Genomic DNA, 16,211 nt, shown 5'->3' on the forward strand with positions numbered 1-16,211 from the left:
AAAAAGAATAAGATGAGACGTAAAATTGTTGCAGGAAACTGGAAAATGAATAACGATCTTTCGGAAACGGAAGCTTTACTAAATGATTTAATAGCACAAATGCCAAGTACACATGCAAGTGTTATGGTGGCGCCAACTTTTGTAAACTTATTTCAAGCATTTACTGTTTTAAAAGGACACGATATAGAAGTTATTGCTCAAAACATGCACCAAGAAGAAAATGGTGCGTATACAGGTGAAATTTCTGCAAAAATGTTAAAAAGTGTTGGTGTAAATACAGTAATTCTTGGACACAGCGAGCGCAGAGCTTATTTTGGAGAAACGGACGAATTGTTAGTAGCAAAAGTAAATACAGCCTTAGCAAATGACTTAGAAATAGTATTTTGTTTTGGAGAAGAATTAGAAGATCGTACTTCTGGAAATCACTTTTCTTTGGTTGAAAGTCAATTAAGAAATGCATTATTTCACCTAGATGTTGCCGATTGGAAAGGTATTGTGCTTGCGTATGAGCCAGTTTGGGCAATAGGAACAGGAGAAACAGCTTCACCAGAACAAGCGCAAGAAATGCACGCTTTTATTCGTAAAACCATTGCTGATAAATTCGGGAGTGAAGTAGGAGATGAGGTTTCTATCTTATATGGTGGAAGTGTAAAACCTGCAAACGCAGCTGAAATTTTCGCCAAAGAAGATGTTGATGGAGGATTAATTGGTGGCGCGGCTTTAAAAGCAGCAGATTTTATAGCCATTATAAACGCTATATAAGCATGTCTACAACCTACATTGGATATATATTTAAAGTTGCACCAGCAAAGCCAGGAACTGAAATTTTAATTGCAGAATTGGGCTATGCAGGATTTGAAAGTTTTGTGGAAAATGAAGATGGTGTCAATGCGTACATTCAAAAAGATGATTGGCATGAAAGTATTTTAGAAGACATTCAAATATTAAGCAATACGGAATTTCAAATAACGTATCAAGAAGAAGTCATTGAGCAAGTCAATTGGAATGAAGAATGGGAAAAGAACTTTGAATCCATTGAAGTTGATGGAAAATGTGTCGTGCGCGCACCATTTCATGAAAAACCAGCCGTAAAATACGATATTGTCATAGAACCAAAGATGAGTTTTGGTACGGGACATCATGAAACAACACACATGATGTTGCAACACATTTTAAACACAGATGTAAAAGATAAAAAAGTCTTAGACATGGGCTGTGGAACTGGTGTATTGGCAATTTTGGCTGAAATGAAAGGCGCCAAACCATTAGATGCTATTGATATTGACAATTGGTGTTACCTGAATTCATTAGAAAACGTAGAACGCAACAATTGCAAGCATATTTCTGTATATGAAGGTGATGTTTCTCTTTTAGATGGAAAAAAGTATGACATTATTATTGCAAACATCAACAGAAACATTCTTTTAAGTGACATTCATCAATATGCACGGTGTTTAAACGCAGACGGAATCTTATTTCTAAGCGGATTTTACACAGAAGATATTCCACTGATTACTGAAGAATGTGCTAAAAATAAGTTAAAATTTGCAGACAAACTTCAAAAAAATAATTGGGTTGCTTTAAAATTTGTAATTTAGCAGTAAAATATTGACTATGAGTACACAAGAAGAAGTTAAGGAAGAAGTTTCCACCTTAGAAGATGTACAAAAAAACAATGAGATTGTATTGTACAATGATGAAGTAAACACGTTTGATCATGTCATTGAGACATTAATTTTTGCGTGTGATCATACTGCCGAACAAGCAGAACAATGTTCAATAATTGTTCATTATAAAGGAAAATGTACCGTAAAAACGGGACAGTATGAAGAATTAAAACCAAGATGCAGTAAATTGCTTGAAGCTGGACTTTCTGCAGAGATTATATAAGTAACTCCTACATTATAAACACATTAACGAAATAACCGCCTAATTTACAGGTGGTTATTTTTTTTGATGATTATTTAACAATACGCATGAAATCTGTTAATTTTTTAAGTATTCTCAGTTTTTTTAACATTTTTTTGGGAATATCTCAATCTTATTGTTGCTTTTGGTGAGTGTTAAAAATCGCTCCAAACTTTAATTAACATTAACCAGAAAAACTTTAAAAATGAAAAATTTTAAAAACTTAACCCTTTTTATAGCACTAGCTATAGGAATCACAGTAACATCTTGTAGTAAGGATACAGCTGTAGTAGATGAAGAGCAAGATACAGCAATCGGAATCCCACAAGATGTTCTTGCAAAAGCAAACTCTCTGCACTTTAACACATTTGACATGCAAGAAGCTTCATTCGAATTACCAAATGGTAAAATCCAAGAAGGATACATGTTGGAAGATGATATCTTCATGACACGTGACCAGTTGATGAACATGGAACTTGGTGGAGATATTACAAGCAAACAATATCGTACAAACAACTTAGTATCTCCTGGAGTTATTACCATCATTGGATACACAGGAAACAACTCAAATGGATTAACATCTACAATGCAAACAGGACTTAGTTGGGCAGTTGCAAACTACAACAGATTAGGCTTAAATATTAGCTTCCAGTTAACATTTGGTACCGACTATCAAAATAAAGATATGGTAGTATACCAAGTAGCTGGTGGAGCAGGTGGATCTGCAGGTTTCCCTTCAGGAGGAAATCCAAACAAGTGGGTTAGAATTAACTCAGGATTATCAGGTTACAGCACAAACGTACACGAGCACGTAATTTGTCACGAAATTGGACACTCAGTTGGATTCCGTCATTCAGATTACTTTAGCAGACAAAGTTGTGGACAAAATTCTAACGAAGGAAGTGCTGGAGTTGGTGCAATTCACATTCCAGGAACACCAACAGGATGGGATTCAACTTCTTTAATGAATGCTTGTTTCAGTTCTAGTGAAGATGGAGAATTCAACAACAATGACATTACTGCTTTAAATTTCTTATACTAATTACCATAGTAGTAGTATCGTAATTAATAAATAATAAAAATCGCGAGTGATTTTTAACACAGAAAAGGCGCCCAACCAGCGCCTTTTTGCTATTTATATACTTTTTGAAAACAGTAATTTGTAGATTTAATACAGTACCTACTTTGAATTTCAATCATAAATAAAACAGCTATTTTACGATAAAATTTTCTTTACCACATTGAAACCGCTATACACAGCACCATCCATATAACCGCCATGAATAGGCGACGTTTCCGCGCCTGAAAATAATAGTTTTCCGTTGCCATAAAATGCTTGAAAAGCAGGATTCCCATAGCGTGGACTCATGTAAATAGATTTAATAGCTGCGCATGAAGTATTGCTGTCTTGTGACCAATCTTTTTCTTCGTAGCTAAGATGATTTAAAATTTCATTGCCTAAATATTTTTGTAAATAATCTAAAATTTGTGATTTTCGTTCTTTTGCAGTTGCATCGCGCAAAGCTTCATTTACAAAACCCATTAATGCATACTTTTTTTCTTCAGCATCGCAATGATCATATAATTCGGTAACGCAACCAACTTGTCCAATTAAAGTGCCTGAAAACTTTTTTGCTTTCCAAAAAGGTGTTTCAAAGGTCAACCCGACTTTTATCGCATTGCTCATCCACGTATGTGTATTCGACATAATTTTGATCAATGTTTCGGGAAGTTTAGGTGAAAATTGAATCTGTGTTGCAATCCTTGGCGGAATGGTAATAATCACTTTATCAGCGATATATTCGCCAGTATTCGTTGTAATTGTTACGTAATTTTCTGCTGTTGCAATTTCAGAAACTGTTGTATTTGTATGAATTCGATCTTTCTGAACTGCTGCCAATTTTTCAATCAATGCAGAAGAACCGCCAGAAATACGATACGCAGACGGATAACTCGGATCGTTCTCAAAATAATGTGCCGGCGCCATGGAACTGTAAACCAACACACTTTTTCCTTCGCTATATTGGTGAAATTTTTCAAGCTTCAAATCATCTAAAAGCGCAAATATATTTTCATGATAATTCTGAAACCAAGTCGCGCCCAAATCAATTTTATTTTTTGTTAGAATTCTCCCTCCAACACGATCTCTCGATTCTAAAATTAAAATATCTGTCTCACCTTGTTTATGCAATGCGTATGCAGCTGTCAAACCCGATAAACCTGCGCCAATAATAATATAGGTAGCTTTTTTTTGTGACATTATAATTCGGTTAAGTAAGTTTAGTGAGTATATATTAATATAACTTCTACAAAATAAAAATTTAGAAATAAGTTTTTTATTTTCGTTTTCTTTGCTCGCACAAAGAAAAGAAACAAAAGAAAGTGCGCTTTTCCAGAGGTGTTTTTAGCTTTCTATCCTGAAAGCTAAAACCGCACTCATTTTACTAAATTTTTTCCAAGGCTTCAAAAATTCTTAACGTAAAATGATTGCTACACTTCGGAAAAGAGTACATTGATGATAATTTTATATTGTGCTCAAATTAAATTAACAAAGGCAAAGTCTTGTAAACTTTACCTTGTATAAAAGTGTATTGTTTACTTTAAGATAGCGTAGAAGGACAGACAAATTCCGTAAATGGTAAGTCTGTTTTCTTGATCGCGCCAAATCCGCCAGCAACATCAGTTACTTTATGAAAACCACGTGCTTTTAAAATAGAAGCCGCAATGACAGAACGATATCCGCCAGCACAATGGATGTGATATGCTTTTTTTGCGTCAATTTCATTCATGTTTTTATTGATGTAGTCTAAGGCAAAATGTTGTACACCTTCAATGTGTTTTGCTTTGTATTCGCCATCTTTACGAACATCTAATACGTTGATTTTATTATTTTTGAAACGATTTGCAAATTCTTCTGCTGAGATAGAAGTAATACTTGCTGTTTCTTTTCCAGCAGTTTTCCAAGCGTTTATTCCGCCTTCTAAGTAGCCAAGTGTATTGTCATAACCAACACGTGAAAGTCGTGTCACGGTTTCGGCTGATTTCCCTTCGGGAACAATTAATAGAATTGGTTGTTGCAAATCTGTGATTAATGCACCAACCCACGGAGCAAAACTTCCATTGAGTCCAATAAATATACTATTTGGAATGTGTGCTGCTAAGAAATCTTTTTGATGACGAACATCCAAGATTAAAGTATTTTCCTTATTCGCTAAGTTTTCAAAAATTTCAGGCGTTAATGCAACATCTCCTTTTTCTAAAACGGTTTCAAAAGCTGCGTAGCCACTTTTATTTAAGAGTGCATTTTTAGCAAAATATTGTGGTGGTGGTGCGATTCCGTCTAATACTTCTTTGACAAATTCTTCTTTTGTCATATCGGCGCGTAACGCATAATTGGTTTGTTTTTGCTCACCCAATAATCCAACGGTTTCTTTGCTTAGGTTTTTTCCACATGCCGATCCAGCTCCATGTGCAGGATATACAATAATGTCATCTGCTAACGGCATAATTTTCGTACGAAGTGAATCAAACAACATTCCAGCTAAATCTTCTTTTGTTAAGTCAGACTTAATTGCCAAATCGGGTCTGCCGACATCACCTAAAAATAAGGTGTCACCTGAAAAAATAGCATGTTCTTTTCCCGTTTCGTCAATTAATAAATACGTAGTAGATTCTAGCGTGTGTCCTGGTGTATGTAATGCTTTTATGGTAATGTTTCCAATCGTAAATTCTTCGTTGTCTTTTGCGCTATGTATTTCATAATCAGTCGTTGCGTTTGGTCCAAAAACAATGGTTGCGCCACTTGCTTTTGCCAAATCAAGATGTCCAGAAACAAAATCTGCATGAAAATGCGTTTCAAAAACATATTTAATTTTTACACCATTTGCGTTTGCTTTGTCAATGTATACTTTCGTTTCACGTAATGGATCAATTATTGCTGCTTCACCATTAGACTCTATATAGTATGCACCTTGCGCTAAGCAACCTGTATATATTTGTTCAATCTTCATAATTCTGAATTTACGGTACAAATATAGCAAAGATTCACGTTACAAATGCTGTGCACGCATTGTATTTGTGTGATAAATATTAATCACAGATTAACACAGTTATAGCACTAGAAAGAGTCGTAAAACGCTATATTTATACAGAAAATACTATAAAAATATGTCATCAAAAAAGTTTAAAATATGCATCACAATGGCAGGTGCAGTTTCCGCAGGAGCTTATACCGCAGGCGTTATTGATTATTTGTTAGAATCATTAGACTTGTGGGAAAAAGCAAAGTTGCGTAATACTACGTTGGGAAAGGAACATCCTGAGTACGACGATTCTATTCCGATGCATGATGTGGAATTGGAAGTGTTGAGTGGTGCTTCGGCTGGAGGAATTACTGGAACATTGACAGTTTTAAGCTTGTTAAATAAGGAACATCGATTTGTGAATAAGGACAATCCAACTGGTGAAGACAACGTTTTTTATCAATCTTGGGTAAAAATGGCAGACACTGATACTGAAAAGTCATTGATGAAGTTGTTGAATGTTGATGATTTGAAAGATGGAGAATATCCTGAATCATTATTGAATGTTGCACCAATTGAAATTATCGCGGATAACGCGTTGAAAACCAATGATCATGTAGCGTTTCCGAAGTATGTTTCTAAAAGTTTAGATTTGGTGTTGACCACTACAAACTTACGCGGACTTAATTTTAATATCGATTTTAAAGATAGTGATAGTGTGATTACGAATCATGGAGGTTTTTTTCGGTATAAAATTGAAAATGAGGATTTTGAAGCTGGTATTCCAAAAGATAAAGATTCATTATATTTTGTGTTGGATTTGAAAGATTCTACGCATGTAAATTATTTGAAAGATGCAACATTGAGTACCTCAGCGTTTCCGATAGGACTCAAATCAAGAAAAATTACGATTGCACAAGAATATGTAGCGCGGTATCCAAAATATTTGTTCGATAGGAGTGAAGGTATTAAGGTCGATTTAAAAAAAGATGATGTTTATACGTTTAATTCTGTCGATGGCGGACTGATCAACAATGAACCGTTTGGAATTTGCATGAAAGTGCTCTTAGAGAAAAATCCAGAAATTAAAGAAAAAGATAATTACGCCATTATTATGGTAGATCCTTTTCCGAATCAGGATCATGATGCAGACGTGTATGATGCAAAAAGCGATATTATTTCTATTGCCAAAGGAATGTTTAAAGCCTTGCGAAATCAGGTAATGTTTAATCAAGATGGAATTTTTGAAGCCTTGTCATTGAGCAATCGTACAAAATTTCTGGTTGAACCAAAGAGAAAACAACATTCTGCAAAAGGAATCATTCGCTCCCAAAAAGACTTAGCATCTTCGCCATTAAGTGGATTTGGCGGGTTTTTAGACGAATCGTTCCGTGAACATGATTTTCATTTGGGAAGAAAAAACTGCCAATCATTTTTACGGTATTATTTTGCGGTTGAAAATGAGAATATTGCCAAACGATTTGGCGCAGAAGTTACTGAAACAACTAAAAATCGTTTTTGTTATGGCGATAAAGATGATGTACATAAAGTTCCTAAATACTTTCCTATCATTCCAGATATTCGTGTATTGCGCGCAATAGACAGAAAATACGATACGGAAACCTTTGGAGTTGACGCTGAATTGCCTTATCCAACGTATCCTAAGTTTAGCATGGAAACATTTGAAACTACCTATAAAAAGCCCATTCAGAAACGTATTCGTAAAATTGTGCAAAGTTTCACTAAAAACCGTTTCTACACATTTGCATTTCGATTATTGGGACAAAGAAAAGTGTATCGCATGGTAAGAGATACCATTGAAAAAAGCTTGAAAGACAGTGAATTGTTATAAAATTATGATCTACTTTATGAATTGAGTAGATCATAATTTTATGAATTACTTTTTAGCAAAGTGTATTGATTCCAGTAATGCAACCAGGATCTCCCCAAGTATTAATACAATCACCACAAGTAAATGTACAAAAATCCGTTTGCTGTGGACATACATCTGAAGGGCATAATTTTGCAGTGTCTGGCCAATCATTGAATGTTTGTATAAGGCCGTCACCACCAGATATTTTTTGAAGATTTGACACTGATTTTTTGTTTAATGATAAACTTTTAAGACTTTTTTTCTTCATAATATTTATGTTTAGTTCAACTAAAATTATGAAGAATAAGTGGCTGCGGATTACGGTTTTTCCGTAATTATTATTATGGAAAATGTCCTCAAGTAATAAAATAGGGCAATGATATACTTATGTAATCCTATCCTTTTTAGTGTTGATACTTCCAAAAAACAACAAAAAAGCATATTTATTTAAAAATAATAAATAGGAATGGAATTTGTAAGATTCTCATATTTTAATTACTGATTGTTAGGTAGTTGTGTTTTATTTATGTGTACGTAATTTATAAATTTCGTGTAGTGTTTCTTTTATGCTATGTTCAGTTTGTCTAAGTTTACCACAGGTTTTTTAGGTTATTTATTCTTCATTAAAAATTTACGAACTTAAACTTTAAGTTGGCAAATTGAAGAATATATTTCTTATGCAAAAGGAGCGTTGGGGGACGCTCCTTTTTTGTTTTTCTACCAAAAACGTAACGCTTATTTATTTTTTTTAACGCTTATACAATATTTTCTGTTGGTATTATAACTTTTACTATTTTAGATCAAGTTTCAATGAGTATTTTATTGAGGTTTATTATTCTACAAACAGAAAGGAGTGTTGGGGAACACTCCTTTCGCTTTTTATACTATTGTTTTCCAAGAGAAATTTATTAGCCTATTTTACAGTAGGATCGATAACGCTTTCAAATGATATTTTCATCGTTAAAGTATTTAACTATCTGATAATCTGAGTTAAATATTAAAAGTTAGAGCACTTGTCGTCAGAATACTGTCATTCGTCTATACTGTAAGTATAACTTAACGACTTTTACGGATTGGTTTTATTTCTAGTGCTATATTTACATCAGAATATTTAGTATTACGATAATTACAATCTGGTAAATTGTAAAAAGATAAAGAACTTTTGTGCCCCGAAAGTTCTTTTTTTATTTGTACTACTTTCAACGAGACACCTCTTTTCTTTAGCATCACTTTCGTCGAATAAAAAACACCATTCATCTACATTAAATATATAATTGATCGACTTTGTAAGTGCATTGAAATTTATACGACTATATTTATATCATAATATTTAGTATTACGGTATTTAACAATCTGATAAATTGTATTAAAAAATAAAAAGAGAATCCTTTGCCCTAAGGATTCTCTTTTTATTTATAACAGTTTTAGTCTTCCATTTCAGTTTTCGTAATCGTGTCTAGCAACTTTAAAATCGTTGGCATGCGATGTTCGCCGTGGAGTAATTTCATTTTTTCTAAAACCGTTTCCTTGTCAATTCCGATACACGAAACATATAATGGATTTTCACTTGAACCGCGGAGTATTGGTGTAGCAACTTCTTCCGTGTTGATGAATGATTTTTTTGCGACACCAATGATAGGTGCTTTTTTATCCAACGCTTCCCAAAGATAGCCGCCTAAGCCATACTTTTTGTCATTATGAACAAATACATGTCCGTCTACAATAATGGCTTCTATGCTATCTAAATCGGTTTGTGCTAAGACTTTCAGCACACATGGTAACTCACGCTTGTAGAATTCACCAGGAATGTATGGTTCAACTTCCGAAATTGTATCGATATATACTTTTTTCGGAGTTTCGTCTGCCCAATCAAACGCAACGCACACAGCTTTTGCGTAGGTTTCTTTATAGTGAATGTCAATGGCTAATATCATTGTTGTGAGTTATCGCGTAAAGCTAAAAAATTTAAAAAACAAAACCGCCAATATTAGTTTGACGGTTTATAATCTGTATAAAAAATATCGAATCTATTTTCTCGGATAGCGCAACTCTTTTGCTTTAATGGTATAATCAAAGGCTTTCTTTCCGTCCGTATCATAAATAGTTAAGAGCAATGTGCGATCTGTTCTTTCGCCAGAAATGTCTATAATTCCAAAGTTACGATTGTAAAATGTTTTGTCTTTCACTTGAAGCGTATTGCCTTCATTACTTGCTTTGTGCGTTCCTGCGGTTAATGGAGAACAGGTAATATCAATTAATGGATACGCGTTTTCACGTTCCAATCGCGAAATTTCAGTATGATGTCTGTCGCCACTAATAAAAAGGACACCGTTAATTTTAGAATCGTTCAGTCGTTTTAACAATTCGGCGCGTTCAGTCGGATACGTTGCATAGTTTTCATACTTAGCTGCAGTACTAATGATTTGTCCGCCACTTACAATGATTTTAAATGTAGCTCTACTGTTTGTTAATGCATCAATCAGCCAATCCAATTGTTGCTTTCCAAAATAGGCTTTGTCTTTGTTTGGATCTCTGTTTGGCGCTCTGTGATAGCGATCGTCTAGCATAAAAAACTCTACATCATTCCATGCAAAATGTTGTGTAACTCCGCCATTTCCAGCTGCATTTGTGTTTAAATTCCCCCAATATTCATTAAAAGCTTTTTCGGTCAATTTTTTATTTACATAACTTCGATCGGAGTCATTTGGACCAAAATCATGATCGTCCCAAGTTGCATAATGGTGCACACTTCCTAATAATGCTTGCAATTCAGGAACTGCGCGCGTATGTCTGTATCGATGGCGAATGCCTGTATTTGTCATAAAATCGGGCGTTCGTAAATAGGTATTATCACCAACCCAAACCATTGCATCAGGATTTTTGTCAAGTATGGAATTAAATATTTGATACTTCGCTCCATACGGTTTTGGGCGATCGTCTTTTGCTTCATTGATAAAATTACACGAACCTATCGCAATTTTAAAATCGGGCGGATTCGTTCTGAATTGCCACAATGCTTGCGTTTGAAATTCTAGTTTGTAACTTCTCGGAACATATACATCGTTGATATAGAGTTTGTATGTGTAGGTTTTTCCATAATCAACTTCGTTTGTCGTTAATTTCGCAATTAAATCACCTTCTAGTGTTGTTTGAACGGTTTTCGTAAATTTTTCATTCTCATTTCCAGATACATATCCAATTTTAACAGCTGCGGGTTCTGTAGTTTGTACCCAAATGAGCGCTTCTCTAAAATCTGAATAACCAACCATTGGACCCGATTTTAAAAGTGCTTCTTGTGCAACAGATACAAAAGAGAATATGATAAATAGGCAGGATAATACTATATTTTTCATGATATGAATTAATTTAGAATGTAAATTTCAACATAAAATTATACATACACATTAAATCTAGGATATAAATTTTAATAATAAATTTTTTAGCCGATACATAAAGATTGCAGCTACTGATTCCAAAATAAGTTATATTTTTAACACGATAACCGCTATTTATTCTTGATTTGATTTTTAAACAGATGAAACAAAATGTTCCAGAAACTGGGTATTTGCTATTTCCTTTTACGTTTGATGTAGCAGCTTTGCAAACAGATTTACAAACCTGTATGAAGTTTCCTTTTTTGCAAAATTATGTACCAGCTAATTATGCAGGGAAGAATTATATTTTGCCACTTCGTTCTATTGACGGAACTTTAGATACCGCAGTTGCAGCTCCAAATCAGGCAAGTAGATTTAAAGATACTGTTATATTGGAGGAATGTTTGTATTTTCAAGAAGTCATACATGCATTTCAATGTGAAAAGGAAGCGGTGCGATTGATGAATCTTCCAGCAGGGAAAATTGTCAATACGCATGTTGATTTTAATGGTGGTTATGAAGATGGAGTTTTTAGAGTTCACATTCCTATTATTACCAATGAACATGTATTTTTTATTTTGAATGAGGAACGTTTGCAAATGCGCTCAGGCGAAGCATGGTATACGAATATAAATTTACCACATGGAGTCGAAAATAACGGAACTACAAACCGGATCCATTTAGTTATTGATTGTATTAGAAACGATTGGTCGGATGAATTATTCTTCTCTTTAGCACCAAAAGAAAGTTTTTTTCCGATTGCTCAAGACGAAGATGCTCCAGAAACACTACTACGAATGATTGAAGAATTTAGACATCATCAAAATCCAGCATTTGATGTTATTATAGCTGAGTTTGAAGAGAAACTAAAAAATATTGAGAATTAAATGAAAGCACCATTACTTTTTTACAAAGACAAAAAATTCAGGAGAAAGCAAATCATGCTTTCAATGCTTATTATGGTTTCTTCTGGTTTTACCATCTATTTTGCACCTACAATGACAGTGCGTATAATTTTCGGATTATTTTTTATAGTGGGAAGTTTTATATTCTACAGTTTCACAGCCAATAAGCCAACAGTAATAGTCAATGATGAAGGTATTAGAAGTACAACCAATGGTATGGGGATTATTGCGTGGAAATATATTACTGGATTTGAAATCAAAAAAGGAATCAACTTTAAAGCAATTGTGATTACCATTAACGATGAAGATGATTTTTTTAAAGATAAAAGTAATCTCGCTAAAGGTTTGATGAAAACTAATATAAAACGTTTTGGAAGTCCTGTGATTATTCCTGAATCGGAATTTAATGTTTCCATGTTGGAAGCCATTGAAATGATAGAAGCCTATACATAAGTCGATTTTACTTAAAAAAGGCAAAGTGACGGTTGTCAACCACGCCACTCTGCCTGCCTAAATAAACTAATAGGTTCCCCCAAACCTAAGACAAAGAGAGGCAACACATTTCATTATGCTCAGATTCCCAGATACTTGAGCGTGAAAATTAAAAACTTAATGAAAAAAATCTAACTCCATGTGTTGCACTCTTACTCCCATTCTAAAATTTTTAAAGCTGCTAAAAACTAATACTTTTCATGAATTCTAACCAACTATTTATATGTTGTTTTTAACAGCTTTTCTTTAAAAATCACTCCGCAAATGAAGCGATTTGTATAGTATATATCGTTTTCATACATGTTCAGAAACTTCATTCATCTGAAAAGTTTCAAACTTTGTTAAGGGTATTTTTTCTAATTCTTCTTCTTTTTCTTTTCTTTCTTTTTCTTCCTTTTCCAACGCGATCAATTCGTGCATTCTGTCAAGAGCAACTTGCGCTTCGTTTACAGGTATTGCAACTAATGCCAAACTTGCTACGGATGGAAGCAATGAACTTGCAATGCACAAAACGGCTGTCAATTCGCCAATAAGCATGGTTTGGTCAAATACTTGTAATGAAGTATAAATTAAAACGCCCATTAAAAACAACACGCCAAATACACTCGAAAACAGCGACAATCGGACATTAATCTTTCCAAGAAGGAATACTTTATCTTGAAAATTTCCGTAAATACGTTGATTCATCTTCTGAAAAACACTTTGTTTATTGGTGCTTTTAATGCTTGAAATATTTTGAATCGAACTAATATAATTACTTTCAGTATCAGTACTGCTTCGCATGATTTCTTTTTGTGCCTTTATTATTTTTGTGTTGAATCCATAAATTAATAGGAAATAAAACGGTAAACTTATAGAAGCAATCAAGCCAATTTGCCAAGAATAATAAAACAGAAATCCTAATGAAACAATAGACACCAATGTGTGCGTAACTACATTTCCAATAACTACTTTAATAACATTCTGAATGCGTTGTGTATCATTGAATCTTGCGACTAATTCACCAATTTTTTGTGTATCAAAAAACGGTTTAGGTAAACTTAGCAGTGATGAATAGAAGCGATCAATGATACGATTATTGAGGTTTTTGCTTTGCGAAATCAAAAAATGATCGCGCAATGTGGTAAAATATACTTTGATCAATAACAATACAGAAACAATGACAATGCTAATAATGAGCATATTTGTATCTCCTGATGGTAAAATTTTATCAATCAACTGTTGTGCAAAAACGGCAATGCTCATTCCTAAAATGGCAATACATAGTCCTAAAACTATACTATATCCGATTGTTTTATGATCGGGTTTTAAGATATTTATGAACCATTTCCTTCGAAATTGGTGTCTTTTATTAAATTTTTCCGAATTTTCGTCAATCGTAGCTGAAAGAATTATTTGGTAAACAATCCCAAAAGACAAAACTAAAATTGCTAGTATCAAAAAATAAATAATTGAATTAAATTTCATACTTTGAATACTTAAGATTGAACAAAAATTATTTTATACGTTTCAACTACTTTGTTGAAGTGCTACTAGTGGCTGGTAGGGCAACTAGTAGCAGGTAATCAACAACCATACTTAATAAAAAGTATTTCTCGATCTAAATATTTAAAACTGTAACACAGTGCAAAGAAATCGGCAAAACTCTAGTTTGTATTACAGAAGCCAATAATTTTAGATCATCTTTAAGAAGTTTTAAATAACCAAAAAACTTCAGTGCTTTTTTGAATCGTTATTGTTTTTCAACACTGTAAATGTAAGTGTAAAGTTTACCTAAAAACAAGAGAAGGTATTCATGATTTATAAATCTTTCACAAATACTTACAAAAATTCAGTAACTTTAAAATGTTAAAAATCTTACACTGAAAAACTACCTATATTGTATACAATAATTTCCTATGATTAATAAAAAGAAAGTTTTCGGAACCCTAGTGTTTATAGCCGTATTACTAATTTTTGGAACAACGCTAGTTGCACAAAATACTACAACAAAAAGTACTATTGATTCATCCGAACAACAAAAGGAAACAATCAAAACTGACCCCGTAAACCTGACTACACTCGAGAATAAATTGCAAAAAGCAAAACAAACCAAAAACCCAATAGCAATAGCAAATGCATACTATAAATACACCGAGTTTTACCTGAATCCTTTAGATGAAACATGTTTAAAATACTGTGATAGTATTATTTTAATAACTAAATATGGAGAGAAAAACGACATGTTTCCAGCTGAAGGTTACAAACAAAAAGGGAGGTATTATTATAAAAGCGGTAAGTACAACACAGCACTCAATAATTATTTAGATGCATTGGATTACGCCAGAGAAAAAACGTTGCTTTATGAAACCATTAATTTTAATATTGGCTTGATAAGAAATAGTGCAAAACAACGTGTGGAAGCTAAAAAAATATTTAAACGATATGTCAATTTTTTAGAAGTAGATCAAAAAAAAGAACCTGCTCAAAACTATAATTTAGCATTATTTGCACTTTCGCATTCATATACATATACGGGACAATTAGATTCTGCTGCGTATTATATTGATAAAGGAATGAAAAATTGTATTGCTACTAAAGATGATTTTAGCTATAGTTATTTTGTGTTGAATTCTGGAATTAAATCGTATTTCGAAAAAGATTATAAAACCGCACACGATAGCTTGATGCGAGCCAAAGAATTATTTTTCAGTGATAGCAACAGAAGAACTTCGTTAGCCTTTGCTCATCTATATCTTGGAAAAAATAACTTGGCAATGAATAAAAAAGGTATACAACATTTTAAAAGCGTTGATTCTATCTTAGAAATAACCGAAGATGTATTTCCAGAATTGTTAGAGACATATGATGATTTAAAAAAGTATTACAAATCAAAAGGAGATCCAGAAACTGGCGTACACTATTTGGAGCAGCAAATAAAGTTTAATGACATTTATACAAAAGGTTATGAAGACTTAATCCTAAATATAAAGGATTATGATGTTGAGAAATTCTTAAAAGAAAAAGATGAACTCATTGATACGATTAATAAAAAAAATAATGTTATTGTTATTGTATTGCTATCCTTATTATTAGCGTTCGCTGGCGCGATTTATTATTTCTTCCGAAAACAAGTCATACACAAAAAACGTTTTCACAAACTACTAGCAGCACAAGAAGAAAAACAATCAAAAAAATCTACTAATAAAAATGAACAAGTTGCTACTGTTGAAAACACAATAAAGGAATTACCCGAAGATTTGGTCAATGACATTTTGGCCAAACTGAAGAAGTTTGAAGCAACGGATAAATTTGCAAAGAAAAAATACACCTTGCCACAATTAGCTAAAGAACTCAATACCAATGGAACCTATCTGTCAAAAGTCATCAATGAAACCAAACAAGTAAATTTTGCAAACTACCTGAATCAACTCAGAATTGAATATGCAGTAGCGCGTATTACAAACGATTCACGATTCAGAGAATACACCATAAAAGCCATTGCCGAAGAGTGTGGATTTAAAACGCAACAGTCGTTTTCTGCCGCTTTTTACAAAAAAACAGGCATAAAACCATCATTCTTTGTGCGACAGCTAAAAAACAAAATAAAAAGTTCAATTAATTGATTTTCAGTTAATTAAATTAAAATTAATCACTT

The 16,211-nt window shown here is 33.3% G+C and carries 14 protein-coding genes; 8 read left to right on the forward strand and 6 right to left on the reverse strand.

Features of this window, described 5'->3' with window-relative positions; all coding sequences use genetic code 11:
• Positions 1-12: 12 nt before the first annotated feature.
• The 4 genes from tpiA to H2O64_RS17805 all read left to right on the forward strand — a co-directional run bounded on the left by tpiA (position 13) and on the right by H2O64_RS17805 (position 2,950).
• Positions 13-762 (forward strand): triose-phosphate isomerase, encoded by a 750-nt coding sequence (gene tpiA / locus H2O64_RS17790; protein ID WP_187563568.1) that lies wholly within the window; start codon positions 13-15, stop codon positions 760-762.
• 2 nt (positions 763-764) lie between these two features.
• Positions 765-1,598: a 50S ribosomal protein L11 methyltransferase gene (gene prmA, locus H2O64_RS17795; protein WP_187563569.1), complete on the forward strand. Its 834-nt coding sequence runs from the start codon at positions 765-767 to the stop codon at positions 1,596-1,598.
• Between the two features lie 16 nt (positions 1,599-1,614).
• Positions 1,615-1,890 (forward strand): ATP-dependent Clp protease adaptor ClpS, encoded by a 276-nt coding sequence (locus tag H2O64_RS17800; protein WP_187563570.1) that lies wholly within the window; start codon positions 1,615-1,617, stop codon positions 1,888-1,890.
• 223 nt (positions 1,891-2,113) lie between these two features.
• Positions 2,114-2,950 carry a M57 family metalloprotease gene (locus tag H2O64_RS17805; protein ID WP_187563571.1) on the forward strand — a complete coding sequence of 279 codons (837 nt, stop codon included), beginning with the start codon at positions 2,114-2,116 and terminating at the stop codon, positions 2,948-2,950.
• Positions 2,951-3,124: 174 nt separating this feature from the next.
• Here H2O64_RS17805 and H2O64_RS17810 read toward each other — a convergent pair whose 3' ends face one another.
• Together H2O64_RS17810 and H2O64_RS17815 are read right to left on the reverse strand one after the other, a co-directional pair.
• Positions 3,125-4,168: a flavin monoamine oxidase family protein gene (locus H2O64_RS17810; protein ID WP_187563572.1), complete on the reverse strand. Its 1,044-nt coding sequence runs from the start codon at positions 4,166-4,168 to the stop codon at positions 3,125-3,127.
• Positions 4,169-4,508: 340 nt separating this feature from the next.
• Complete coding sequence (locus H2O64_RS17815) at positions 4,509-5,918, reverse strand: MBL fold metallo-hydrolase (RefSeq protein WP_187563573.1); 1,410 nt, start codon at positions 5,916-5,918, stop codon at positions 4,509-4,511.
• Positions 5,919-6,075: 157 nt separating this feature from the next.
• On the opposite strand from H2O64_RS17815, the gene H2O64_RS17820 reads away from it, so the two are divergent.
• Positions 6,076-7,782, forward strand: a complete 1,707-nt coding sequence (locus tag H2O64_RS17820) for a patatin-like phospholipase family protein (protein ID WP_187563574.1) — start codon at positions 6,076-6,078, stop codon at positions 7,780-7,782.
• 52 nt (positions 7,783-7,834) lie between these two features.
• On the opposite strand, the gene H2O64_RS17825 is transcribed toward H2O64_RS17820, so the two are convergent.
• The 3 genes from H2O64_RS17825 to H2O64_RS17835 form a co-directional block, all read right to left on the reverse strand.
• Positions 7,835-8,071 carry a hypothetical protein gene (locus H2O64_RS17825; RefSeq protein WP_187563575.1) on the reverse strand — a complete coding sequence of 79 codons (237 nt, stop codon included), beginning with the start codon at positions 8,069-8,071 and terminating at the stop codon, positions 7,835-7,837.
• 1,156 nt (positions 8,072-9,227) lie between these two features.
• Positions 9,228-9,737, reverse strand: coding sequence for an endonuclease V (locus H2O64_RS17830; RefSeq protein WP_187563576.1), 510 nt, complete (start codon positions 9,735-9,737; stop codon positions 9,228-9,230).
• 93 nt (positions 9,738-9,830) lie between these two features.
• The gene (locus H2O64_RS17835) at positions 9,831-11,156 is read right to left on the reverse strand and encodes an alkaline phosphatase D family protein (protein ID WP_215907192.1); all 1,326 of its coding nucleotides are present in this window, start codon (positions 11,154-11,156) and stop codon (positions 9,831-9,833) included.
• 182 nt (positions 11,157-11,338) lie between these two features.
• Here H2O64_RS17835 and H2O64_RS17840 point away from each other — a divergent pair, with 182 nt between their 5' ends.
• Complete coding sequence (locus tag H2O64_RS17840) at positions 11,339-12,064, forward strand: aspartyl/asparaginyl beta-hydroxylase domain-containing protein (RefSeq protein ID WP_187563577.1); 726 nt, start codon at positions 11,339-11,341, stop codon at positions 12,062-12,064.
• Positions 12,065-12,535 (forward strand): STM3941 family protein, encoded by a 471-nt coding sequence (locus H2O64_RS17845; RefSeq protein WP_187563578.1) that lies wholly within the window; start codon positions 12,065-12,067, stop codon positions 12,533-12,535. It begins immediately after the preceding gene.
• Positions 12,536-12,868: 333 nt separating this feature from the next.
• On the opposite strand, the gene H2O64_RS17850 is transcribed toward H2O64_RS17845, so the two are convergent.
• The gene (locus tag H2O64_RS17850) at positions 12,869-14,041 is read right to left on the reverse strand and encodes an ABC transporter transmembrane domain-containing protein (protein WP_187563579.1); all 1,173 of its coding nucleotides are present in this window, start codon (positions 14,039-14,041) and stop codon (positions 12,869-12,871) included.
• A 431-nt stretch (positions 14,042-14,472) separates the two neighbouring features.
• Here H2O64_RS17850 and H2O64_RS17855 point away from each other — a divergent pair, with 431 nt between their 5' ends.
• The gene (locus H2O64_RS17855) at positions 14,473-16,179 is read left to right on the forward strand and encodes a helix-turn-helix domain-containing protein (RefSeq protein ID WP_187563580.1); all 1,707 of its coding nucleotides are present in this window, start codon (positions 14,473-14,475) and stop codon (positions 16,177-16,179) included.
• The last annotated feature ends 32 nt before the right edge of the window (positions 16,180-16,211 follow it).

It is taken from the genome of Kordia aestuariivivens (assembly GCF_014397005.1).
Taxonomy (GTDB): domain Bacteria; phylum Bacteroidota; class Bacteroidia; order Flavobacteriales; family Flavobacteriaceae; genus Kordia; species Kordia aestuariivivens.

Excerpts from the sequence above, each read along its gene's own strand:
- tpiA (WP_187563568.1), top strand. The coding sequence starts at position 13 with ATGAGACGTAAAATTGTTGCAGGAAACTGGAAAATGAATAACGATCTT.
- prmA (WP_187563569.1), top strand. The coding sequence starts at position 765 with ATGTCTACAACCTACATTGGATATATATTTAAAGTTGCACCAGCAAAG.
- H2O64_RS17800 (WP_187563570.1), top strand. The coding sequence starts at position 1,615 with ATGAGTACACAAGAAGAAGTTAAGGAAGAAGTTTCCACCTTAGAAGAT.
- H2O64_RS17805 (WP_187563571.1), top strand. The coding sequence starts at position 2,114 with ATGAAAAATTTTAAAAACTTAACCCTTTTTATAGCACTAGCTATAGGA.
- H2O64_RS17810 (WP_187563572.1), bottom strand. The coding sequence starts at position 4,168 with ATGTCACAAAAAAAAGCTACCTATATTATTATTGGCGCAGGTTTATCG.
- H2O64_RS17815 (WP_187563573.1), bottom strand. The coding sequence starts at position 5,918 with ATGAAGATTGAACAAATATATACAGGTTGCTTAGCGCAAGGTGCATAC.
- H2O64_RS17820 (WP_187563574.1), top strand. The coding sequence starts at position 6,076 with ATGTCATCAAAAAAGTTTAAAATATGCATCACAATGGCAGGTGCAGTT.
- H2O64_RS17825 (WP_187563575.1), bottom strand. The coding sequence starts at position 8,071 with ATGAAGAAAAAAAGTCTTAAAAGTTTATCATTAAACAAAAAATCAGTG.
- H2O64_RS17830 (WP_187563576.1), bottom strand. The coding sequence starts at position 9,737 with ATGATATTAGCCATTGACATTCACTATAAAGAAACCTACGCAAAAGCT.
- H2O64_RS17835 (WP_215907192.1), bottom strand. The coding sequence starts at position 11,156 with ATGAAAAATATAGTATTATCCTGCCTATTTATCATATTCTCTTTTGTA.
- H2O64_RS17840 (WP_187563577.1), top strand. The coding sequence starts at position 11,339 with ATGAAACAAAATGTTCCAGAAACTGGGTATTTGCTATTTCCTTTTACG.
- H2O64_RS17845 (WP_187563578.1), top strand. The coding sequence starts at position 12,065 with ATGAAAGCACCATTACTTTTTTACAAAGACAAAAAATTCAGGAGAAAG.
- H2O64_RS17850 (WP_187563579.1), bottom strand. The coding sequence starts at position 14,041 with ATGAAATTTAATTCAATTATTTATTTTTTGATACTAGCAATTTTAGTT.
- H2O64_RS17855 (WP_187563580.1), top strand. The coding sequence starts at position 14,473 with ATGATTAATAAAAAGAAAGTTTTCGGAACCCTAGTGTTTATAGCCGTA.